The sequence below is a fragment of the Planctopirus sp. SH287 genome, assembly GCF_056500625.1.
Window position 1 is genome coordinate 4,569,813 of sequence record NZ_CM151403.1, and the last position, 19,768, is coordinate 4,589,580.

Here is a 19,768-nt window from a genome sequence, read left to right on the forward strand (position 1 = left end):
AAATTTATTGGCGGCAGTCGGAACTAATGGTAATGGTCAGGCCCAGACATTGAGATCTCCCATGCTTGATCAAACTGTCAGGAGATTATTCAGACTGGTCGTGCTGGCCATTTTTGTCATGGGATTATGCACCACAAGTCCGATGCCAGCGGTGGCTTCGGAAATGGCCAGCGACACCGACGAGAAAACCATTTCCCGACAACTCCGATTTCCTGCCCCGGCAGCGATATCACGCTCTTTTCGCGAGATTCTCGATGCTCTCAATTCGGGACAAGTGGAACGCGCGGTGATTCTGGCAGATCAAGTCCTGCAACAGGACTCGTCAGTAACCATCCCTGCCGCCGGTCTTCCCCGATTCAAAACATCTCCCGCGACATTGCAGAGTGTGAAACCTTCCAGTGCTCATGAGTTGGCCCAACAACTCGAAGCGTCTTCAACTCGCTCGCTCTGGCGCATACGCAGATCCTGGTATCGCCAACTCAACCCCCGTCAACAGGCCAGCTTATTGAAGGTCATGCAACCTGCGGCTGAGCAGGTCTTGGCCACCATGCCTTTCGATGAAACCCGAAGTGACAAGCTGGTTCACTTTGTCCGTTGCCACGATTTGACTCCCGCAGGAGTTCTTGCCTGGAAAGAACTGGCAGCCATTGCCCGTGATACAGGAAATGCCGAACAGGCCAGCGCGATCCATGCCGACCTCGCCAGCCATCCCCTTGTCTCAGCCACCGAACAGAAGCAACAGCAGAATCTCGCCACTCGCATCCTTGAAGAAGCCCTGACGTTGACCAGGGCACCGTTCAGTCGTCGCAGATTTTCTCATGATCTTGTCATGTTGAATAACCGATTTGAAACAGCGAAAGCGTCTTCCGATAGAACGGTCGCATCAGGTCATGCCTTGAAGCTTGCACCAGGTTCCGACTGGCTGGCCACCCTGAATCCTGCGTGGGAACAAATGGTGGCTCCCTGGCGGCCGAGACTGATCAGCCGTGGTATCCCGATGATGTCGATTCAACGACCAGAATTGACCTCCGATGTCGTGATCATCCGGGGTCCCCTGAAATTCAGTGGCCATGACCGCCAAACTGGCGAGGCCCGCTGGCATCTTTCATCGCCCCTTCTTCGCCCGGATATCTTTGGGGGGATTAACCTGACCGCCAGCGAATGGAACACATTATTTTCTGTCGAGCAGACACACACTCTTCATACCCGTCTCACGTGTGATGATGATCAGTTTTATTTTATCGATCGTGGTGCGGCACGAACCGACGGTCGGCCGCCTTACCGTTTATTGTGCGCTGCCAACATCAAAACGGGGCGTGTGGTGTGGCGTGTGGGAGGCCGTCCCTTAGGCCCTACTCACGAGTTGGGAGGCAGCCTGTTTCTGTGCCCGCCGCTGGTGATTGACCGGAAACTGGTGACACTTTCCGAAAAGGATCAGAACCTCTGGTTGCATCTGATCAATCGTCAGCACGGTGCCATTGAATGGTCATTGGCGCTGGGACAACTCACGCAGCCCTCAGCGGCGAATCCCATTCTCCATCGAACCGCAGCCGCGATTTGCTGGGATGGTTCCCGTTGTCTGGTCACCACAGGCTTGGGCGAAGTGCTGGCGGTTCATCTGGCCTCACGTTCCATCGAGTGGACAGCGACACTTCAGCCCACACCAATAACAACGTCTCTCCAACGCATCGACTTGCCGGCGGGGTATCAGCCCAATGACTGGTGGTTTGGATGGCGTGAAGCCCGACTGTTGACGGATGGTCGGCGTGTTGTGGGGATTTCGCCGGAAACCCGCACACTCTCTTGCTGGGCCACAACGGGGGAAGGGATCTGGACGGTCGATATCCCCGGGGGACTCACGCTTGTGAGCGATCAACTCCATGAAAACGAACCATTGCTAACGGCAACCGAGACGGGACTTCAGGCATGGCGGGTTGTCGATGGCCAGATTCAATGGGAACGAAGCGGGCTTCCTCTGGCCGGATTGCCAGGGATCTCCCGACCCGCAGGCCAGGTTCCCCGGATTGTCGGGCGATTGCGGACAGGTGAGAGAGTTCAACTTTCTGTCGATCAAGGCGACATCCTGACAATGTCGCTTCCATCCTCTTCCCATGAATTGCCGGCCAGCAAACTACCGGCCAGTAAAATTTCTGCCAGCGAAATGTCGGCCAGTGAAAACTCGGTGGGCGAAACATCGGCCAGCACGGTCGTTATCAATACATTGGTTTCTGGTGACGAAGAATGGGTACTCAGCTCTCAGCAATTGACCCGGAAAATCCGACCAGTCTCTCGTCTTAACTCGTCGGGGAGATCAGAACTTTCAGGGGATACTGCGAAGCCTGATTGGCAAAATGACTGGATAGCGGCCAGCGAACAGGGAGATTTTCGTGCGGCCGGGAAGTGGCTGATCGATACCAGAAAGCAAAAATTCAAGGGACGCGATGAACTGGTGCCACCCGAGCAACAGGTGCTGGTCTGGCGGCAACATCTCACATGGTGCCATCCGGTCAAAGAACAGGAACGTCGTCACGTCGCCGCAGTTGAACTGGAAGCACTTCGTCAAATTGTCCCAGAGTCTCGCGTCGACATCACACTGGAATTGGTGGAATTCTGGTTAAATGAAGCTCATCACGATCAAGCGAGGTCATTGCTGGCGTCGTTGTCACGGCAAGATCTGAAGGAGGCCGATCAACCGACAATCCAGTTGAACCTGCCCATGCTCTCTTCACAAGGATTGTCTGTTGAAACCCGGGAAAGCCACATGACTGGTCTGGGCCGACACCGGGTTCGTCCTTCGCGCCGTGCACTGGCATTGGCCCGTCGACTCATCAAATCAAGTCCTCACGCGAAATCATTGGCGAATGTCTCACGAACGATCATTCGAGATTTCCCCCAATGGTTCTCTTCCCCTGTCGATGAGGCCATTGAATTCTGGAGCGGCACGCAACTGGGAAGCGGGTTCCTGCTGGCACAACCTTCTGTCAAAACCAAAGGTGTGGCTTCCACATCTGAAGAACTGGCCTGCCTGGCCATGATTGAGCGCAGCCGCTATGCCAGGGATCTTTCGCGGGATGATTCGGAAAAGCCATGGCAATTATTGATACAGGGCTGGAAGCGGCGCGGGCTTCTGCAAGACGTCCGGAGCGCACAAAATCTGCAGCAGATGATGAGCACCATCAGCAGCAAAGCTGGCAAGGACTCTTCCCTCAATGTTGCCAGTGGAAGTGAACTTGTCCCGGATTTGGAATCGGAAAGTGCCGGAGTGGTTCTGACGTCCACAAGAGAGCGCAACGACGAAGTCTATCAAATTCCCGTCCCCATGCAGACATGGCCCGGCCTGTTGGGCGATCGCCTGGATGTGTCAATTTCCCGTTCCGGGAACGCCTTGCGCTTTATGGGAGAAGGGATCGAATCCCCGTGGAGTTTTGGTCTTGGATCGCAGAAATCCGAGGAAGTCTCCCCTTTTCGTCACTTGTGGCAACTTTATGCGGCTCATGGTCTGGGGCGTCTTCTCGTTATCCAGATTGGTACTGAACTTTTTGCGATCGAACCATTGAATCGGGACGGTGAACCTCAGCCACGTTTGTTGTGGTCGATGGAAATGGCTGGTTCGCGAATGAACGTCGGTGAGCCTCTGCTTCCCTCTCAATCGGTGAGAAAACATCTGGCTGATATGTCGGGTCATAACGTCACCGATATTTATGGAAACAAGATCGGAGAGGCCACTCTGGTCACTCCCGAACTGACGGCCTGGATGAGCGGGAACCTGTTGGAAGTGGTAGAAACCGCTTCGGGAACTCCCCGTTGGGCACGCCGAGGTTTCCCTCGCGGCGCCTTACTCGCGGGCGATGTCGATACCGTCATCGTGATTGATCCCCATCAGGAGCAGATTCAATTATTCGATGCTCTTGACGGAGAACACCTTGAAACGCGATCGATGAAAGGCCATTTTCCATCACATGCACCAGATGATCAAAAGAAACATCTCGTCCCCACAATCGTTGGCGAGACCCCACGCGGGTGGTGGGTCGAAGGTCGCTCTCTCTGGCGGGAAATTCACGGTTCCTCCAACCCCGATTCATCGGCTTCAAAATCACCCGTGTCAGCTTCTGAAGCACAAGCAGACACGGGTGTTCGGTATCAACTCATTTGCCATGATCTGGTGACCGGCCAGGAGTCGTGGTCATGGACATCATCCACTCAGGCCTTTGCGTTCCCGCTCGACTTATGGACAATCGGCGTCGTGCAGAGAAGCGAAACGTCTGGACAAGGTGAGGCTTTCATTCTCGATGCACTGACGGGAACCGTTCGTGGTTCACCAATACCGGTGCAGTTCCCGGAACGGGTCAGCAGAATAATTGCCACATACGATCAGGAACGATTTTATGTGGCGGTCTCCAATGGGGAATTCAGTCATCGGGAAAGCACGATTTTTCAATTGCGTCACGGCTACCGTCAGCCGCATTTGAGTGGAGAAGTGGTCGCAATCAATCGGCAGTCTCTGGACGTTGCCTGGCGACAGACGATTGAACAGGAACCCTGGCCTTTGGATGTCTCAAGAGCTTATCCCTTGATTGTCCGCTGCTGGACAACGCCAGAATCTCCGGGCAGCCGGGGTGCAGTTGGGCATCAACGAATTCACTGGTCAAAAAACGGGGAAATCGCCGACGTGGCTGATGCGTTGTTTTTGAATGGATATCTCACGATTGAACCCGGCGAAGGGCGGGAACTGCTGCTGCGTCGTGAGTTCAGCACCACCCGCGTCTTCCTTCCCGGGAAATAAGCCGTGTGCCACGGCACTATTCAGATTTCTGTGATTGCGCCTTGAGCAGGTCACGAATCTCGATGAGCAGTTCCTGATCGCGTGTGGGGACTGGCGGAGCCGCTTCTTCGGCTGCCTGCTTGCGTTTCAAAGAGTTGATCCCTTTGAGCACCATAAAGAGCACAAAGGCGATAATAATAAAGTCGAACAAGGACTGCAAAAACAGGCCATACTTGATGGTCACCGGGTCAATCTTGACCCCGGCAACTTCTGGTATCGCCAACGGAATCTTCAGATCTTTGAAGTCCACTCCTTTCAGCAGCACCCCAATGGGAGGCGTGATGATGTTCGCCACCAGCGAGGTCACGATGCCGGTGAAAGCCGCCCCGGTGACAATGCCTACCGCCATATCAATGACATTGCCACGCATGGCAAACTCTTTGAATTCCTGAAGCAACCCCATCTGATTCCACCTGCTTTCTGTTGGTTGGCTGAAAACTTATCACCCGAATGATTAAGAAGAACGGCCTTAAGACCATCCACGATTCCTGAGAGAATGGATTCAGGCGTGCCGGGCTAAGGCCTGGAGAATAACTCATGCCAGTGATTTGGCGAGGCGAAATACGTGAAAGGATCGTGTTTTCTGATAGTCGCGAACATTGCCCGTCAACGGGCCAGCGCGATTGCCAGTGGGTACGAGGATCACCTGGCTCACTGAAGATGACTGATTCTTCCGCTGATGACCCTTGTAAAAACAGAGAGGATGTGACGTCGATCAGGAAGTTTGAAGTAAGTTCGCTCTGGAGGGATAACCGTGAGCACGCCTCGCCACTATACTGAATCAGTGGCCGCCCATGACAACTTGAAAACTTGTAGGCGATGGCTGGTCAAATCAAAGCTCAGTGCCAATTTTATTGACGAAAATTGTTGGCAATGTGAATGCTTCGACAATGTTTTTTTCTGCCAGTGGAATCGGTGATGTCAAACAATCAAAAACTACTGGCAGCCTGCGGACTGGCGGCACTCCTGTTTGCTGTGGTCGCCGGTATCACGCTGTCTCCCGGTACTCTCGCACCGATTCTTCCCGATGAATCACGCCTGCTTTTTGAAGTCGCTGGCACTGGCGACTCAGAAAGAATCTTGTCTTTCAAAGTGCCCGACAACTGGCAACTTCGCTGGGATTGGGACGCGAAAGACAAGTCAGCCACCGTGCTGGAGTCAGTCACCTGGAAAGATAAAGCGGGGAAAACAGATTCCATTGTGGCCATGCATCGCAAACCCATTCGCCCTGGAAGCGGGGTTTATATTGCCAAAGGAGGGGAGTACCAGATCGAAGTTAAAGGCAAAGGGCCATGGCAGATTCGCGGTTATCGCTTCGACCCGCTCGACAAATCATCACCTGCGGAGCTATGACTTTCTATGAAGTTGATATCAGGTTTCCTTTTTGCTCGCGAATGGTTTCGTTTTTATTGATCTCATTCATGTGATTTTCCTGTTCTCAGATATTGAGTCACACTCCGCCCATCAGCGGCTCAACGGAATGCCTCCAAGAAAGTCTTTTCCATGTCAGATGGCCAATTTTCTCCATCCGATACAGTAGGCTTAAGTGTGGTAACGACCGAAGTTCAAAGAACGGATCTCACTGAGACCCTCTCGCGTTTGCTCAGCCGGCAGGGACTCTTCGCTTCAGATGCCCAGCATGTGATCGATGCGACACTCTCACCATGGCGAGAATCTTGCGGTGGCATCAATCTCCCTTATCTGGTCGCGATGGTTCGCGCGATGGATCTGGGCGAAATTGATCCGCGCGGGCGAGTGCTGGTGGCTTCTGAAAAACCGGCAATGGCCGTTTTGGATGGCAGCCGTGCGGCTGGCCCGGTGGCGATGGCGGTGGCAACTCACATGGCCATCGAAAAGGCCAAGACAGCGGGCATTGCCAGCATCGTCATCAAGAATAGTTCTGCCATTGATCGTCCGGAACTGGTCGCTGCAGCGCTGGCCAAAGAAGGGTTGATTGGCTTTGCCGTCTCCAGTACCGGCCGTGCCGAGTTTTGTGCGACAGGAGAAAACACGCCGAGGATTGCGGGGCACCGCAGTGCCTGGAGCCTTCCAGTAACGAACGGGTGCTATACGGTCTCCATGCAGACTTCGAGTCATGACTCTCTGGCGCTGCTTGATCCTCTGGTCGCAGCCGGCCCGTTCCCCGCAGGAGCAGGATTCAATAAAGAGGGCCAACCGACAGAAAGCTGGGCCTCACTGCGAGCACTGGCCTCGTTGGCAGGCAGTCATGACCTGACATTGGGACTGCTTTGGGGAATGCTGTTAGCCGGGTTGAGTGAAGGACGGATTCCCACAGAACGACTCAAAAAATCGCCATTCGGTGACGATTCCGAGCACTTGGTCATAGCGATCGAGCCTCCTGAATCATCAACTGACCGAATGACGCCCGAACGTTTGAATGACTATCTGGCCCAGGTCGGAGCGAACCATGACTCAACCCGGATTCGACAATTAAGCCTGTCACCAGAAGTCACGGAGACGATGCTTATTCCCCGGACACATCATGAACTCTATGTCGAATTGCTCACAGAGCAGCGCATCGATCATCCCTGGGAGACATCACCGGCATGACTGAGTCGGGGTGTCAGGCCCGCAAAGTACGGCCAGTCAACTGCAGGAAGAGACGCTCCAGATTCTGCTGCTGGGTTTCGACACGTGCAATCGCAATGGATTGCTGCTGGAGATTTGTCGAAAGGTGATGCAGTTGCTCTGGCCAGCAGGGATCATTGGTTTCCATATGAATCGCTGGCTGTAACACATCTCCTTTGCCGGGAACCAATTTTGCGGCGTTTTTTCCCGAGCCAAACGATTCTTCAAAGTGCTTAAGAAGCTGGGAATTGGCCGTCTCGGTCGGGCATTTCAAATGCAGAACTAACTGGACGGGGACATTCCCCAACAAGTCAGTCAGCGTGCCATAAGCCAGAACTTTGCCGTGGTCTATAATCGCGACTCGCTGACAAAGGGCCTCAACTTCTTCCATGTAGTGGCTGACGTAAATCACGCCCATTCCTTCATGAGCCAACTGCTGGATCGACTGAATCAGATGTGCCCGCGATTGAGGATCGACCCCCACCGTGGGTTCGTCCAGAATAATCAGCTTCGGGCGGTGCATCAGAGTAATGGCCAGATTGAGCCGTCGTTGCATACCGCCCGAATAGGTGCCAGCAGCCCGATTGGCGGCATCCTCCAGCCCCACCTGTGCCAGCAGTTCATCAACGCGCGACTTGAGTTGGCTCCCCTGGAGACCATATAGCCCGCCGAAGAATGCCAGGTTTTCAGTAGCGGTCAATTCGGGATAGAGCGCCAATTCCTGAGGAGCCAGACCAAGCAGACGTTTCCAGTGATTGATTCGTTCAGAGGCGGGATTCCCTTCCAGAAGAATTTCGCCTGAATCGGGAGCCAGCAAACCTGCCAACATCCGGACAGTGGTCGATTTGCCCGCCCCATTGGGGCCGAGCAATCCCAGAATTTCGCCTGCTTCCACCGAAAAGCCGACATCGACAACCGCCTGATGTGAGCCGAACGATTTCTTCAGATGCCGGGCTTCAAGTAAAGAAGGCACTCCAATATTCTCCGGGCGAGGCGCTTTTGACGTTGTTTCAGTCAGGAATTCAGGTTGAGTTAGTGGCCATGTCCCACAAAGCAGGACAACGGCAGATCAATCCCAAACACGACGCCGTAAGACGGCAAACGACACACTAAATCCAACTGAAATGAAGAACAGCACCCATGAGGGCCGCTGTCAACCCCACTCGAAGGTTGTCATTCTGTTTCGATGGTAACGATTCGCTGATAGCAGCGACTGTGCTGGATAGACCGGCGATGATCACAGCCAATTGCCACGAAATACCCGGCCGTGATTCTCCCCAGAACATGATTGAACCGCCCAGAGTTCCCATGGCCATAAAGGCCAGTAGACCTGTCCACGACTTGCGTGAATTCCAGGGAAGCGACCAGCCTCCCAGGCTCAATCCGCAAAGAGTCGCAAAGCCATCACCAAACGCAAGAATGGCCAATGTCATCAGCCCGATTTCTTCTTTGCCGGGAAACAGGAACAACGTGGCCAGGACAACCCCCGCGTAGGTTGCGACCGCACTGTAACCTTCATCTTCCCCTGGGCGTGCAATGCGGTGAAAGCGCTGCAACATGACCAGCGCTGTTGTGACAATCAGTCCAAAGACCACACTCCAGAGAATCCATCCCCAAGGGTCAGTATGAGGAATCACCCACAGCAGGAGAGGAAGTAATCCGGGGGTCATATGCCAGAGGCGACGACGATATTCGGCATGAGTGAGCGCTCGGGGGGGATGCCAGCGGAAAGAGACACCCACGCTGGGAAAGGGCGCTGTCGCAGTCAGGCTGGTGGATTTGTTCGGGATCTGCCCGGCGTCAGCGAGAGCATGCTTGATGCTGAGAGAGTTGACCAGAGATTTCATGGGAAAGGGAGCCAACTGACGAGGGAAGTGATCCGCCGGCAGACTCCTTAAGTTGATAGTGCCAGTTCCGCGAGAAACCTCGGCGGTATGACGTCTGAAAAAAGTCATCTTCCCCGTCATTTGGGGAGAATCCGGCAGCGTGTCCCGCAAGGTGCCATCAATGTTCGCCTTCGCTTCCGGTCGTGATACCCCCGAAAATTTCCGGTCGGTCACGCTTTTGGGGTGAAGGAGTCTGGCTGTGGAAGAGAGACGAACCATCGCGGCATACCAGTGATCACTAAAGTGGAAACCAGGTCTTATCCATGACCGGGAGCCTCATCGCCTGTTGTCTGAAATGTCGTATCGACAAAGATTCATGGAGCAATGAAACATCCCTATGCGAGGCAAATCGTGCGCCAGTCCCATTAAGACGGGATTCTTCTGCAAAGGTCACGCCAGCTACGGAATTCATTTTTGCCACGAAAATTCTGGCGGAATCCCAGACAAAGCTCTGTGAGAGAGAAGATTGAGAGGGGAGAGCGTTTTACAAAGAGGCCTCAAGACCGCTTATATTCCCCAAGGCTTGAAATGGTCTTTCTGAAGCCAAACGGGTTGGCGAGCGACCATCGCAGGAGAAATTCTCAGCAGAATTCAGAGTCAGAATGACCAGCAGAGATGTGCCGTGAAATGCTGCGGCACAACGAACGATCTGCCGCGAACCATTTCCGCTTGCCAGTTCCTAAAGGATTTTGCGGCATCGACGGAGAATTTCGGTTGCCGGAACTTTCCGAAATAGTCGCAACATATTTCCTGTAGCGGCTTTTCCCATCTTGACGCGGCTGGCGTGCATGCCAAAAATCATGTTGGTGGACAACTGAATTCCATGGCGGCGCGATCAGAGCCATGAGACAGAGTGGCAAGGCCGGAATGTGGCGGTCTGTTTTTCTCTGCATGTCATTGTTCAATGAGAATCGTAATTTAACGTCTGAATATTGCCATTCGATCGTTCGGATATGATGGTCGGATGTGATGGAAGGTGTTTGGGTCTCTGGTCAATGTGTCGTGTCTGTTGATGAAATGGCGTCGCTCACGCGATCGGGAGAAAATCCCGGAGGTCAGTCATGTTGGTGCTCTCCCGAAAGAAGCTCGAAAGTATTGTGATTAACGACTCGATCGTAATCACTGTGGTCGAGATTCGCGGCGACAAAGTACGGATTGGGATTGAGGCACCCCGTGATGTTTCAATCATCCGCAACGAGCTTCAGTCCAGTACCACTCCTGCCCAGAACGCCCCCAGTCATGGCGTGCAACAGCCGACCCCTTCTCCATGCGAGCCTCCTTGCTCAACCGACAGTTCTCCCTGATTTGGGACTGACGGTTTCAGTGAAGCCCGGTTTCAGTGAAGTCAGGCGTCAGTGAAGAGGTTCCGACTGACCTGCGGGTTTCGGAGCGGCACGGAGCGAATCACTGTTACTCCGGAAAAAGGGAAAGGTCTCCGTGCGTGACGGTTGTGCGAATGGCGCCGGGTCAGCGACTGACGGGTGAATCCTGGTTTGTGAAGCTCATGAAGAAATCTGAGAATTCCTGACGTCGCGACACTTGCCCGAAGAGTGTCGAGCAGATACATTTTTCCTCACGAGGCCCCATCGTCTAGAGGCCTAGGACATTGGATTTTCAGTCCAAGAACTGGGGTTCGAATCCCCATGGGGTCATTTCGTTGACTTCGCTGTTGTCCTCAGCAGAAGTCGCCACCGTTAAAACCCTTGGTTTCCAAGGGTTTTTTCGTTTTCCGGCCACTGTTTCCAACTACTGTGTTTTCCGCCGACAGTGTCGTGTGATGGCATAAAGCCAACCACAACATGATTCAGCGCACCTTCTTCCCAGTGCTGCCTTCTCCCAAGTATTGAAGTCACGAAGTGCCATGCTCACGGATCTGAGGTGAGCATGCCGAATGTGCGCTTACCGTCGATCTGCCTTCGTTTCAAAAGCCATGCTTGCCCAAAGTTGGCAAGCATGGCACACAGAGCGCTATTTCAAATTGAAAGACATATCAGGTTCGACAAATTACGCAAAAAACGAGCTTCTCGCCAGATGAAGAGAGCTATCATCTTGACCTTAGGGTTAATCTTCTGAGACACCGATTGACCGTCAGTGAATTTTTCTTCGCAGTGTCAGATTGCCGGGATAGTTACTTTTGTGCAGTACACATGAAGCATACTATAACAAGATCATCTGACATTGATTAGGATCGCTTGGCTTGTTGATCAGCGTGGCAACAGCCTCTGAATGGGTTAGTAGGAGACGGGTGGTTCAAAGATGCCTGATTTTCAATATGTGGCTCGTGAACTCTCCGGACAGCAGGTGGTCGGGACTCTGGTCGCGGCGAGCGAGCGTGAAGCGCTCCAGTCGCTGGCTAGTCGTAGCCTGTTCACTGTCAAAATTTCCCCTGTGCAATCGACAGAAGTGGAACAGCGGTTGTCGAGTCGGCGTATTCCCCCACGAATGCTGGCCACTCTCTTCTCTCAATTGAGCGATTTGCTGCGTGCCGGTGTGCCGCTCCTCCGATCAATTGAGTTGCTGGAACGTCAAACACGCAATCCTTCGTTGAAATATGTTCTGTCGACAGTCCGCAGCCGCATTGCCGATGGGGGCCGCCTGGCGGATTCCATGCGTGAGCACCCCAACGCATTCAACCAATTAACGATCAGCATGATTCGCGCCGGTGAAGAGGGAAGCTTTCTGGAAGATTCTCTCTCTCGCGTGGCCATGTTCACCGAACATCAGGAAGAGCTAAAATCGAAAGTTGTGGCGGCAATGTCTTATCCCGCTGTGCTGATGGTTCTCGGCACAGCCGTCGTGATCGGGATGATTGTCTTTTTCGTCCCTGGCTTTGAGCCGATGTTTGAGTCCATGAAAGAGAGTGGCACGCTCCCGTTCGCAACGGTCATGTTGCTGGCCATCAGTAATGCCTTGCAGAACTGGTGGTGGTTGATCGTCATGGTGATCGGTGCAGCCATTTTCGGTTTGATGTGGTCAATGAAAACACCCAAAGGGCAACTGCTTCTCGATCAGGTGAAGCTCAAAGCGCCGGGGATTGGCTACGTCACCCGCAGTTTGGGGATCTCTCGCTTCTGCCGCGTTCTGGGAACGTTGCTGCACAACGGCGTTCCGCTGTTGCAGGCATTGAATATCGCCAAGGATGCAACGGGAAACCGCGTGCTGAGCGAAGCGATTGCCTCGGCTGCAGACAACGTTTCGAGCGGAAAAACACTGGCTCAGCCATTGGCCGCTTCGAAGCAGTTCCCTGTTGACGTGCTGGAAATGATCTCAGTGGGAGAAGAAGCGAACAATCTGGAGAACGTCCTGATTAGTGTCGCTGATAAAATGGAAAAGACGACCAATCGTCAGTTGGATCTGGTGGTGCGTTTGCTGGAACCATTGATGCTGGTGGTCATGGCGGGTGCCATTCTGTTTCTGCTCATCGCCCTCATGTTGCCGATCTTCCAGAGTTCAGGGGTTGTCTAACGCCTTGCCGGACGCTACTTAACCCGGAAACGGCATTAGAATTCCAGATCCACAATGCGGCCCATAATCAACCGTGCCCATTTAACGGAAGTGGTCTTCTGGCCGGCAATCGTATTGGTGACTTGAATCCCATAGATGTGCGGAACGCCCGGAACAAGTGGGGCTTCGGACTCCAGCCGCCAGTGATCGTTGTACCAGCGAGGCTTCAGCCCACGGGCCGAAATATCGGCGGACTCAGGAACATTCCAGAGATCGATGATCGCGGTTCGGGGGTGCTTGTCGTCAGGAACCAGCCGCGTCCGCCGCTTGTAGGTCATACCCAGAGTTCCCGGTGGTGGCGCGAGTCCATCCAGGTTTGCCTGAGGAACCGGAACTCCCGGCTGAACCACGGCTGTTCCGAACGATCTTGTCACAGGCGGAGCAGCAAACTGGTTTTGAGGTGCCGCCTCTTGAGTAAGCCCGGGCATGGGTGCCACTGGCGGGGCAGTCATTACCGGGGCCTGCATGACTGGGGATTCCGATTCCCCGGCGACGGGAGGATTCACTGGAGAACCGTTCGCAGGAGGGTTTGGAAAGGATGGCACGGCGGGTTGTGCGGCGGGAACTGGCACAAACCCGTTGTCCTGCCCCGCTGTGACCGTTTCTGATGAAAAAAAGGTAAACGACAGAGTCGGCAAGGCCGCCAGCAATGCGACAGACCGAATGGCGGAACGCCAGAAGCCAGGCACAACACAGGCACGATTGGGCAGAAAAGAAGGCAAGGCAGAACCTCCATCATGAGAGGATTAGGTTTTCTCGGCAGCAGGCAATAACGGTCTCTCAAGAAGAAAACCGCTCAACTGCTAAGGGAAACTTACCACACGGGATTCTCAAGGCGTTTTTATCGAGTAGCCCGGGAGGCTTTTCTGCATTGGACTGAACGGCCTCGACTCAAAATGCTGACCGGGCAAACTCTGACGGCTCACATCAGCGATGAACGACCGCTTTGCACTCTTGTGATCTCTGCTTCCATGTGGCAAAGTCAGGTGGCACGCGCTCGTGCCATCGACCACGTTGCATTTGAATTCTCTGGAGCTGTTGTGAACTCTCTTCTGTTCCCGTCAAACGCTTCTCTTTCCTCTTTGATTGCTCGACAGTACGACGGCTCTATTCGAGTCGTTGGTGGACTGCTTCTGGCGATTGCAGGCTGGCTATTAGGCCAACTGCATTCAGCCTCTGCTCTCGCGGGCGAACCTCTGCCGTTTGCCAGTACTTACGCCCATGGGGCTGTCGCTGCGGATCATCCATCTGCCAGCGAAGCCGGGGCCGAGATGCTGCGAAAAGGCGGCAATGCGGTTGATGCCGCCGTGGCGACATCATTCGCTCTCTCGGTCGTGCGACCAGCCAGTTGCGGGATTGGTGGCGGGGGCTTCATGGTGATCTGGAAGGCCAAAGAGCAACAGGTTGTGGCCCTGGACTATCGCGAAGTCGCTCCCGGACAGGCTCATGCCGAGATGTACTTAAAGAATCCCAAGACCAGCCAGCGCGGCCCGCTGGCGGTAGCCGTTCCAGGGACAGTGGCCGGTTTGTGCCAGGCTCTTAAGCAACACGGGACACTCGATCTGCCAACGGTATTAGCCCCTGCCATCCGATTGGCACGGGATGGCGTGCTGATCGATGAACATGACCTGGGTGTTCAGGCCGAAACATTGAAATCGATGGGGTCACGTGGTGACGAATTCGCAACGTTGAAAAACCGCTATCTGAACCAGGGAACGCCCTGGAAACTGGGAGACCGGTTCTATTCGCCGCAGCTTCCTGCACTTGAAGCGATTGCGAAAGACGGGCCGGACGCCTTCTACCATGGTGTCATCGCCAAGGAAATTGTCAGCTTGATGAAGGCTCAGGGAGGGATCATCTCTGCAGAAGATCTGGCCAATTATCGTCCTCGACAACGCACTCCTCTCAAAATGGATTGGCGCGGCGGGCAAGTCATCACAATGCCTCCTCCTTCCAGTGGAGGGATCTGCCTGCTGCAAGTGCTGCAAATTCTCGACGCCTTCGGGGAAACACATTCTCAGCAGACGCTCAAGCAACTCGGCCATAACACCCCACTCGGGTTACACCTGCTGACCGAAGCCATGAAGCATGCCTATGCCGACCGGGCGGCCTACCTGGGCGATACGGATTTTGTCAAAGTCCCGGTGGATGAATTACTTTCCAAAAGCCATGCTCAAAAACTGGCTGGCAGGATTGATCTGACCAAAACCTTTCCTCCCGAACATTATGGCAGGATTGCTCCGGTCAATGATGGGGGAACCAGTCACTTATCGGTCATTGATCAGGACGGCAACGCCGTGGCCTGTACAGAAACCATCAACCTGACATATGGAAGCTATGTCGTCCTGCCAGAATCGGGAGTGGTGCTGAACAATGAAATGGATGACTTTGCCGCTGTTCCCGGCAAGCCAAACGCCTTCGGTTTAATTCAGAGTGCGAGCAATGAAGTGCAAGCGGGGAAAAAGCCTCTCTCCAGCATGACCCCCACCTTGTTCGTGAAAGACGGCAAAGCCGAGGTGGCGGTCGGTGCTTCTGGCGGGCCGAGGATTATTTCGACAACGATTCAAGTCTTGCTCAATGCGACAGAGCATGAACTGCCGCCAGCGGATGCGGTGAGTAAGCCTCGAATTCATCACCAATGGATGCCCAACACGCTGGTGATCGAATATCCTCTGGAAAAACTGAGTGATGATCTTGCGGCGTTTGGCCACGAAATTTCACAGCGATCCGCAGTGGCAATCAGCCAATTGGTCGTTCGTAAAGACGGCAAATTATGGGCCGTCAGCGATCCCCGGAAACATGGCCAACCGGCTGGCCATTAAAGCCGTTTCCGGGTCGGTGGGGCGGCGTATGGGCATCATTTACCCTGATCAGTTTGTTTTTTACGCCACCAGATCGCGACCCTTAAGAAAAAAAGCCGAATGAGTTCCAAGCCGTCGGTCAGGCGAAGACTTCATGCACAACGTGGCCCAGAGCGACCGCTTGCGGGCGGTTGCCTCGATCGCGCAGTTCAATTTCTGGCGAAACACCTACGGCAGAAAACATAGTGGCTGCCAGATCATCCAAAGCCACAGGGTCTTTCTCGGGAAAGGCTCCGTTTTTGTCGGAGGTGCCGTGAACGTACCCGCGCTTTGTCCCTCCACCCGCCAGCACAACGCTGTAGCATTGCGGCCAGTGATCACGGCTGAAGTTCGCATTGAGTCGCGGCGTCCGGCCAAATTCGCCCATCCAGACAATCAGGGTTTCGTCCAATAGCCCCCGTTCTTCCAGATCAAGAATCAGCGTGGGGAGCGTCTGATCCAGCAGAGGAAGGTGATAGTCCTTCAGGATCGGATACATACGCGTGTTGTCAAACCCATGGGTATCCCACCCATCGGATTTGAAGCGGCCACCGATCCCCTGAGAGTAGTAAACGCTGACAAATTTCACGCCGCGTTCGACTAAGCGCCGGGCCAGCAGGCAGCCCTGCCCATACTCCGTACGGCCATAGCGATCTCGCACGTTTTCTGGTTCTTCGTCGATAGCGAACGCCTGGCGAATTTTGGGCGAATTGATCATCGAAATCGCGCGGGTGTAATAGTCATCAATTCCCCGGGCCGCAGCAACAGCATCTCCCATCCTGGCCTGAGCGTTAATCAATTGCTGTAAATGCCGTCGGCTTTCGAGACGAGAAGCAGATACTCCCGCAGGGAGGCTCAATTCGGGAAGTCCAAAACCGGGAGTGTTGGGTTTATTCGTCACTAATAGCGGATCATGGGCTTTCCCCAGAAAGCTGGCATGCTGGCCAGGGGTGACTTCGCCATCGCGCATGACATACGGATAAGCGACAAAAGTGGGCATGCCGTTCGTATTGGGTGCATATCGGTCAACGACCGAACCATACGCAGGAAAAAGATCTGGTGTATCTCGCAGTCGAATGTCATCCACCGGCGGAGCATGGCCCGTCAGTGCATAATAGGACGCGCTGTTATGGTTCTTCATGTTGTGCCAGACCGTGCGCATGAGCGTCACACGATCCATGACCTGTGCCATTTTCGGCAGGTGCTCACAAATCGACAGGCCGGGAACTGACGTGGATATCCCCTCAAACTGGCTGCGAGTCCCGTCAGGTGCCAACGGTTTCATGTCGAAGGTATCAACATGACTTGGCCCGCCGAATTGATACAGGAAAATCACCGACTTGGCGGAACTGATCGCCTGAGGAAGTTCGCTGGAAGGGGATTCCTGTGCCGCAAGCCATCTGGGCAACGTCAGTCCAAAGCCTGCCATCCCCCCGGCGGTTAATAGCCGGCGCCGATTGAAGCTGTGGTCGTTACCGCTAGGCCACATGATCACGTTCCCGTTTCTTTAACAATCATCAGAGTGTATTGCAATTTTGTAGGGTGCATGCCAATGCACCAGTATTCAATTCAAGTTTTGTAGGGTGGGTTAAGGCTTTGCGCAACCCACCTTCGCCATACGCATTCCAACCTGAAACACCGCTCTGCATGCCAATACACCAGTATTTAACTCAAGGTTTCTCTTGGTGCATTGGCATGCACCCTACAAAACGACCGACCTACATATTTAATGCCGCAACAGGAATTCATCACTATTAAGGAGCGCCCAGAGAATATCTTCCAACCCTGCTCGCTTGGGAGTGGTGGTTTGAAGATGTCCGAGATGAGCGTCCAATTCTTTCGGTGTCGGCGGACGGGAAATCGTTCGCCAGTAAAGCTCTTCAACAATCTGTTTTTCTGTCAATGACTTTGATTGGCCGATCTCCGCCAGAATATTTTTGGGAGCAGTGACCCATTCCTGAACCAGCGTTCCGCCAATCATCTGGAATGTCTGTGTGAGTGTCGTTTCGGAAGTCCGTTCACAATCGCACGACTGCAATCGCTGAGGTCTGCCAAACTCTCGCAGGAAGCGATCGGCAACAGTCGGCTTTCCCCGGCGGAAGACCATGGCCTGAACACCGGGAAGGGCCTGAGCACGAGTCACTTTCGGATGTTCGGCAAACGTGACGGGCACATTGGTTGCAGTGCTGATCCCATCAAGAATCTGCTCGGCACTTAATCTTCGGACAAGGGCATGCGAAAAAAAGATGTCGTCGCGGGCATTGGATTCATTGGTAACGGCGCTCGTTTGATAGACCCCGGAAAGAGCCATCGTTTTGACCAGCCATTTCAGGTCACAATTGTGCTTGATGAACTCGTCACTGAGCCAGGCCAGTAGTTCCGGATGACAGGGGGGATTGGTCGCTCGAAAATCATCGATCGGCTCGACAATCCCCTGGCCAAACATCTGCTGCCAGACGCGATTGACCAGCACTTCAATAAATCGGCGGTTATCACGACTGGCCAGCCACTGCGCCATCGGAACCAGTCGATCCTCTTCGACCGATAACGAGCCGCCGGAAGCCGCCAGCAGTCTGGGCACCAGAGGTTGACCTGTCCTGGGATCATTGAACTGCTGGGCAGGCTTCAACTGGATGATCTGTTCACCCAGAAATTCGTGTTCGTCATTGGTATCTCTTCGCTTGTTTTCAATGATCTTGTAATCAATCTGCGAGAAGACGTTTGACCAACTGTAGTAATCGTTCTGGCTCCACTGATCGAATGGATGATTGTGGCATTTCGCACATTGAAGCCGGACACCAAGAAAGATCTGCGCCGTCGCTTCGGCTCGTGTCGCAGGGTCACGCAAGGCACGATAATAGTTCGCAGCGGGAACTTCGTAAGAGCTTCCTTTGGCCGAAACTAACTCTCGGACGAATTCATCCATGGGGCGGCCACTGGCAATGGAATCACGAATCCATTGATGAAAAACAGCCACGCCGCGAGGATCGAGCGTCTTTTCTTCCACCCGCAAAACATCACACCATTTCAGCGCCCACCAGTCCGCGAATTCCGAACGGTTCAGCAACTTTTCAATCCATTGCTGACGTTTCTCTGGTGACGTGTCAGCCACAAATTGACGGGCTTCTTCAGAGGTCGGCAATAGCCCGACGATGTCGAGGCTGGATCGCCGGGCGAACGTGGCATCATCACACAGGGAAGAGGGTTCAATCTGAAGTTCTGCCAGTCGACGAAAAACGATTTCATCAATGGGTGATTGAGGCTGACGTGTGGTTTTCCCCGCAGCCGTATGAGGAGGAAAGACCGCCAGTCGCAACGTGAACTGTTGATCGAGATAGCGGGCCACAATGGCGTAGGCGCCGAACTCCCGAACGAGAACGACGCCTTCCGGACTGATTTCTACCACTGGCTGCGAAGGTTCAAACACCGTCAGCCGGGTGACGTCTTTCGTTGACTCATCCGAAAAATGAGCCGTCACCTGCAAGGAAAACTTGGCCTCAGCAAGATCACTCACAATCAGATCACGGGAAGGGGGAGTCACGACGATTGATTTCAGAACCGGGCTGCCAGGCGGGTCATTTGGCATGCCCGCTGCAATCCAGTCATGGAGCAACTGATACTCAATGGTTCCTGCACGTAAGCGACGCCCCCCTTCATGCGGGACGCGCATCATTGGCTTTTCCAACAACAGGCTGCGTGCCGGTTCCAAAGAATTGACGCGGCGGCCCGACCACTCGTTGACAATGGCTCGAAAGTCATTGGCCGGATCCTGCCCACGAAGAGATAACTGAAACCCCCCTTTACCACGAGCATTACCGTGGCAGGCTCCCTGATTACACCCGGCTTTCGAAAGGGCGGCCATGACCTCATTGCGATAGCTGGGAGCTACCGGCTTGACATCGTCCGCTGCGCGCGTCACCAGAGATGTGGTCACGATCAAGCTCAGGGCCATCATGAGGCGCAGCGTGATCTGCTTCCCGAGGGCCAAAAGCGGGTTGGGTTCTCTCCCTGGAATCGGAATTTCCGCGCCGTGTGGGCATCCACATTTGATCAGGCAGTAGGGCATGTCAGAAATTACGGCAGGCATGGAGGAAGGCTCCGGCGGGAACGCATCAATCAGCGTTCAT

The 19,768-nt window shown here is 54.1% G+C and carries 12 protein-coding genes and 1 tRNA gene; 7 read left to right on the top strand and 6 right to left on the bottom strand.

From position 1 onward, the window contains the following. Positions 1-61: 61 nt before the first annotated feature. Complete coding sequence (locus tag SH287x_RS16925) at positions 62-4,783, top strand: PQQ-binding-like beta-propeller repeat protein (RefSeq protein WP_479515563.1); 4,722 nt, start codon at positions 62-64, stop codon at positions 4,781-4,783. Between the two features lie 16 nt (positions 4,784-4,799). Here SH287x_RS16925 and mscL read toward each other — a convergent pair whose 3' ends face one another. Continuing rightward, a complete protein-coding gene (mscL, locus tag SH287x_RS16930; RefSeq protein WP_479515564.1) occupies positions 4,800-5,225 on the bottom strand; it encodes a large-conductance mechanosensitive channel protein MscL in 426 nt (141 codons plus the stop codon). A 515-nt stretch (positions 5,226-5,740) separates the two neighbouring features. Between mscL and SH287x_RS16935 the strand changes: the two genes are divergently transcribed. Together SH287x_RS16935 and SH287x_RS16940 are read left to right on the top strand one after the other, a co-directional pair. Continuing rightward, complete coding sequence (locus tag SH287x_RS16935) at positions 5,741-6,175, top strand: hypothetical protein (protein ID WP_479515565.1); 435 nt, start codon at positions 5,741-5,743, stop codon at positions 6,173-6,175. Between the two features lie 150 nt (positions 6,176-6,325). Next, entirely contained in the window at positions 6,326-7,393 is a 1,068-nt protein-coding gene (locus tag SH287x_RS16940) for an Ldh family oxidoreductase (protein ID WP_479515566.1), read from the top strand. A 13-nt stretch (positions 7,394-7,406) separates the two neighbouring features. On the opposite strand, the gene SH287x_RS16945 is transcribed toward SH287x_RS16940, so the two are convergent. Beyond that, entirely contained in the window at positions 7,407-8,384 is a 978-nt protein-coding gene (locus tag SH287x_RS16945) for an ABC transporter ATP-binding protein (RefSeq protein ID WP_479515567.1), read from the bottom strand. Positions 8,385-8,520: 136 nt separating this feature from the next. Continuing rightward, complete coding sequence (locus SH287x_RS16950) at positions 8,521-9,516, bottom strand: diacylglycerol/polyprenol kinase family protein (RefSeq protein WP_479515568.1); 996 nt, start codon at positions 9,514-9,516, stop codon at positions 8,521-8,523. An 842-nt stretch (positions 9,517-10,358) separates the two neighbouring features. Between SH287x_RS16950 and SH287x_RS16955 the strand changes: the two genes are divergently transcribed. The 3 genes from SH287x_RS16955 (at position 10,359) to SH287x_RS16965 (ending at position 12,762) form a co-directional block, all read left to right on the top strand. Next, positions 10,359-10,601 (top strand): carbon storage regulator, encoded by a 243-nt coding sequence (locus SH287x_RS16955; RefSeq protein ID WP_479515569.1) that lies wholly within the window; start codon positions 10,359-10,361, stop codon positions 10,599-10,601. A gap of 275 nt (positions 10,602-10,876) precedes the next feature. After that, a tRNA-Glu gene (locus tag SH287x_RS16960) sits at positions 10,877-10,949 on the top strand. A gap of 604 nt (positions 10,950-11,553) precedes the next feature. Further along, positions 11,554-12,762, top strand: coding sequence for a type II secretion system F family protein (locus SH287x_RS16965; RefSeq protein ID WP_479515570.1), 1,209 nt, complete (start codon positions 11,554-11,556; stop codon positions 12,760-12,762). Between the two features lie 35 nt (positions 12,763-12,797). Here the strand turns inward: SH287x_RS16965 and SH287x_RS16970 are convergent, their stop codons facing one another. After that, positions 12,798-13,523, bottom strand: a complete 726-nt coding sequence (locus SH287x_RS16970; protein ID WP_479515571.1) for a hypothetical protein — start codon at positions 13,521-13,523, stop codon at positions 12,798-12,800. A gap of 318 nt (positions 13,524-13,841) precedes the next feature. Between SH287x_RS16970 and ggt the strand changes: the two genes are divergently transcribed. After that, positions 13,842-15,623, top strand: a complete 1,782-nt coding sequence (gene ggt, locus SH287x_RS16975) for a gamma-glutamyltransferase (RefSeq protein ID WP_479515572.1) — start codon at positions 13,842-13,844, stop codon at positions 15,621-15,623. Positions 15,624-15,741: 118 nt separating this feature from the next. Here the strand turns inward: ggt and SH287x_RS16980 are convergent, their stop codons facing one another. After that, positions 15,742-17,130 carry a DUF1501 domain-containing protein gene (locus SH287x_RS16980; RefSeq protein ID WP_479515573.1) on the bottom strand — a complete coding sequence of 463 codons (1,389 nt, stop codon included), beginning with the start codon at positions 17,128-17,130 and terminating at the stop codon, positions 15,742-15,744. 237 nt (positions 17,131-17,367) lie between these two features. Then, complete coding sequence (locus SH287x_RS16985; RefSeq protein ID WP_479515574.1) at positions 17,368-19,728, bottom strand: DUF1549 and DUF1553 domain-containing protein; 2,361 nt, start codon at positions 19,726-19,728, stop codon at positions 17,368-17,370. Between the last annotated feature and the right edge of the window lie 40 nt (positions 19,729-19,768).

Coding starts and splice junctions, on each gene's coding strand:
- SH287x_RS16980 (WP_479515573.1), bottom strand. CDS start 17,130: ATGTGGCCTAGCGGTAACGACCACAGCTTCAATCGGCGCCGGCTATTA.
- mscL (WP_479515564.1), bottom strand. CDS start 5,225: ATGGGGTTGCTTCAGGAATTCAAAGAGTTTGCCATGCGTGGCAATGTC.
- SH287x_RS16985 (WP_479515574.1), bottom strand. CDS start 19,728: ATGCCTGCCGTAATTTCTGACATGCCCTACTGCCTGATCAAATGTGGA.
- SH287x_RS16950 (WP_479515568.1), bottom strand. CDS start 9,516: ATGGTTCGTCTCTCTTCCACAGCCAGACTCCTTCACCCCAAAAGCGTG.
- SH287x_RS16935 (WP_479515565.1), top strand. CDS start 5,741: ATGTCAAACAATCAAAAACTACTGGCAGCCTGCGGACTGGCGGCACTC.
- SH287x_RS16965 (WP_479515570.1), top strand. CDS start 11,554: ATGCCTGATTTTCAATATGTGGCTCGTGAACTCTCCGGACAGCAGGTG.
- SH287x_RS16925 (WP_479515563.1), top strand. CDS start 62: ATGCTTGATCAAACTGTCAGGAGATTATTCAGACTGGTCGTGCTGGCC.
- SH287x_RS16940 (WP_479515566.1), top strand. CDS start 6,326: ATGTCAGATGGCCAATTTTCTCCATCCGATACAGTAGGCTTAAGTGTG.
- SH287x_RS16955 (WP_479515569.1), top strand. CDS start 10,359: ATGTTGGTGCTCTCCCGAAAGAAGCTCGAAAGTATTGTGATTAACGAC.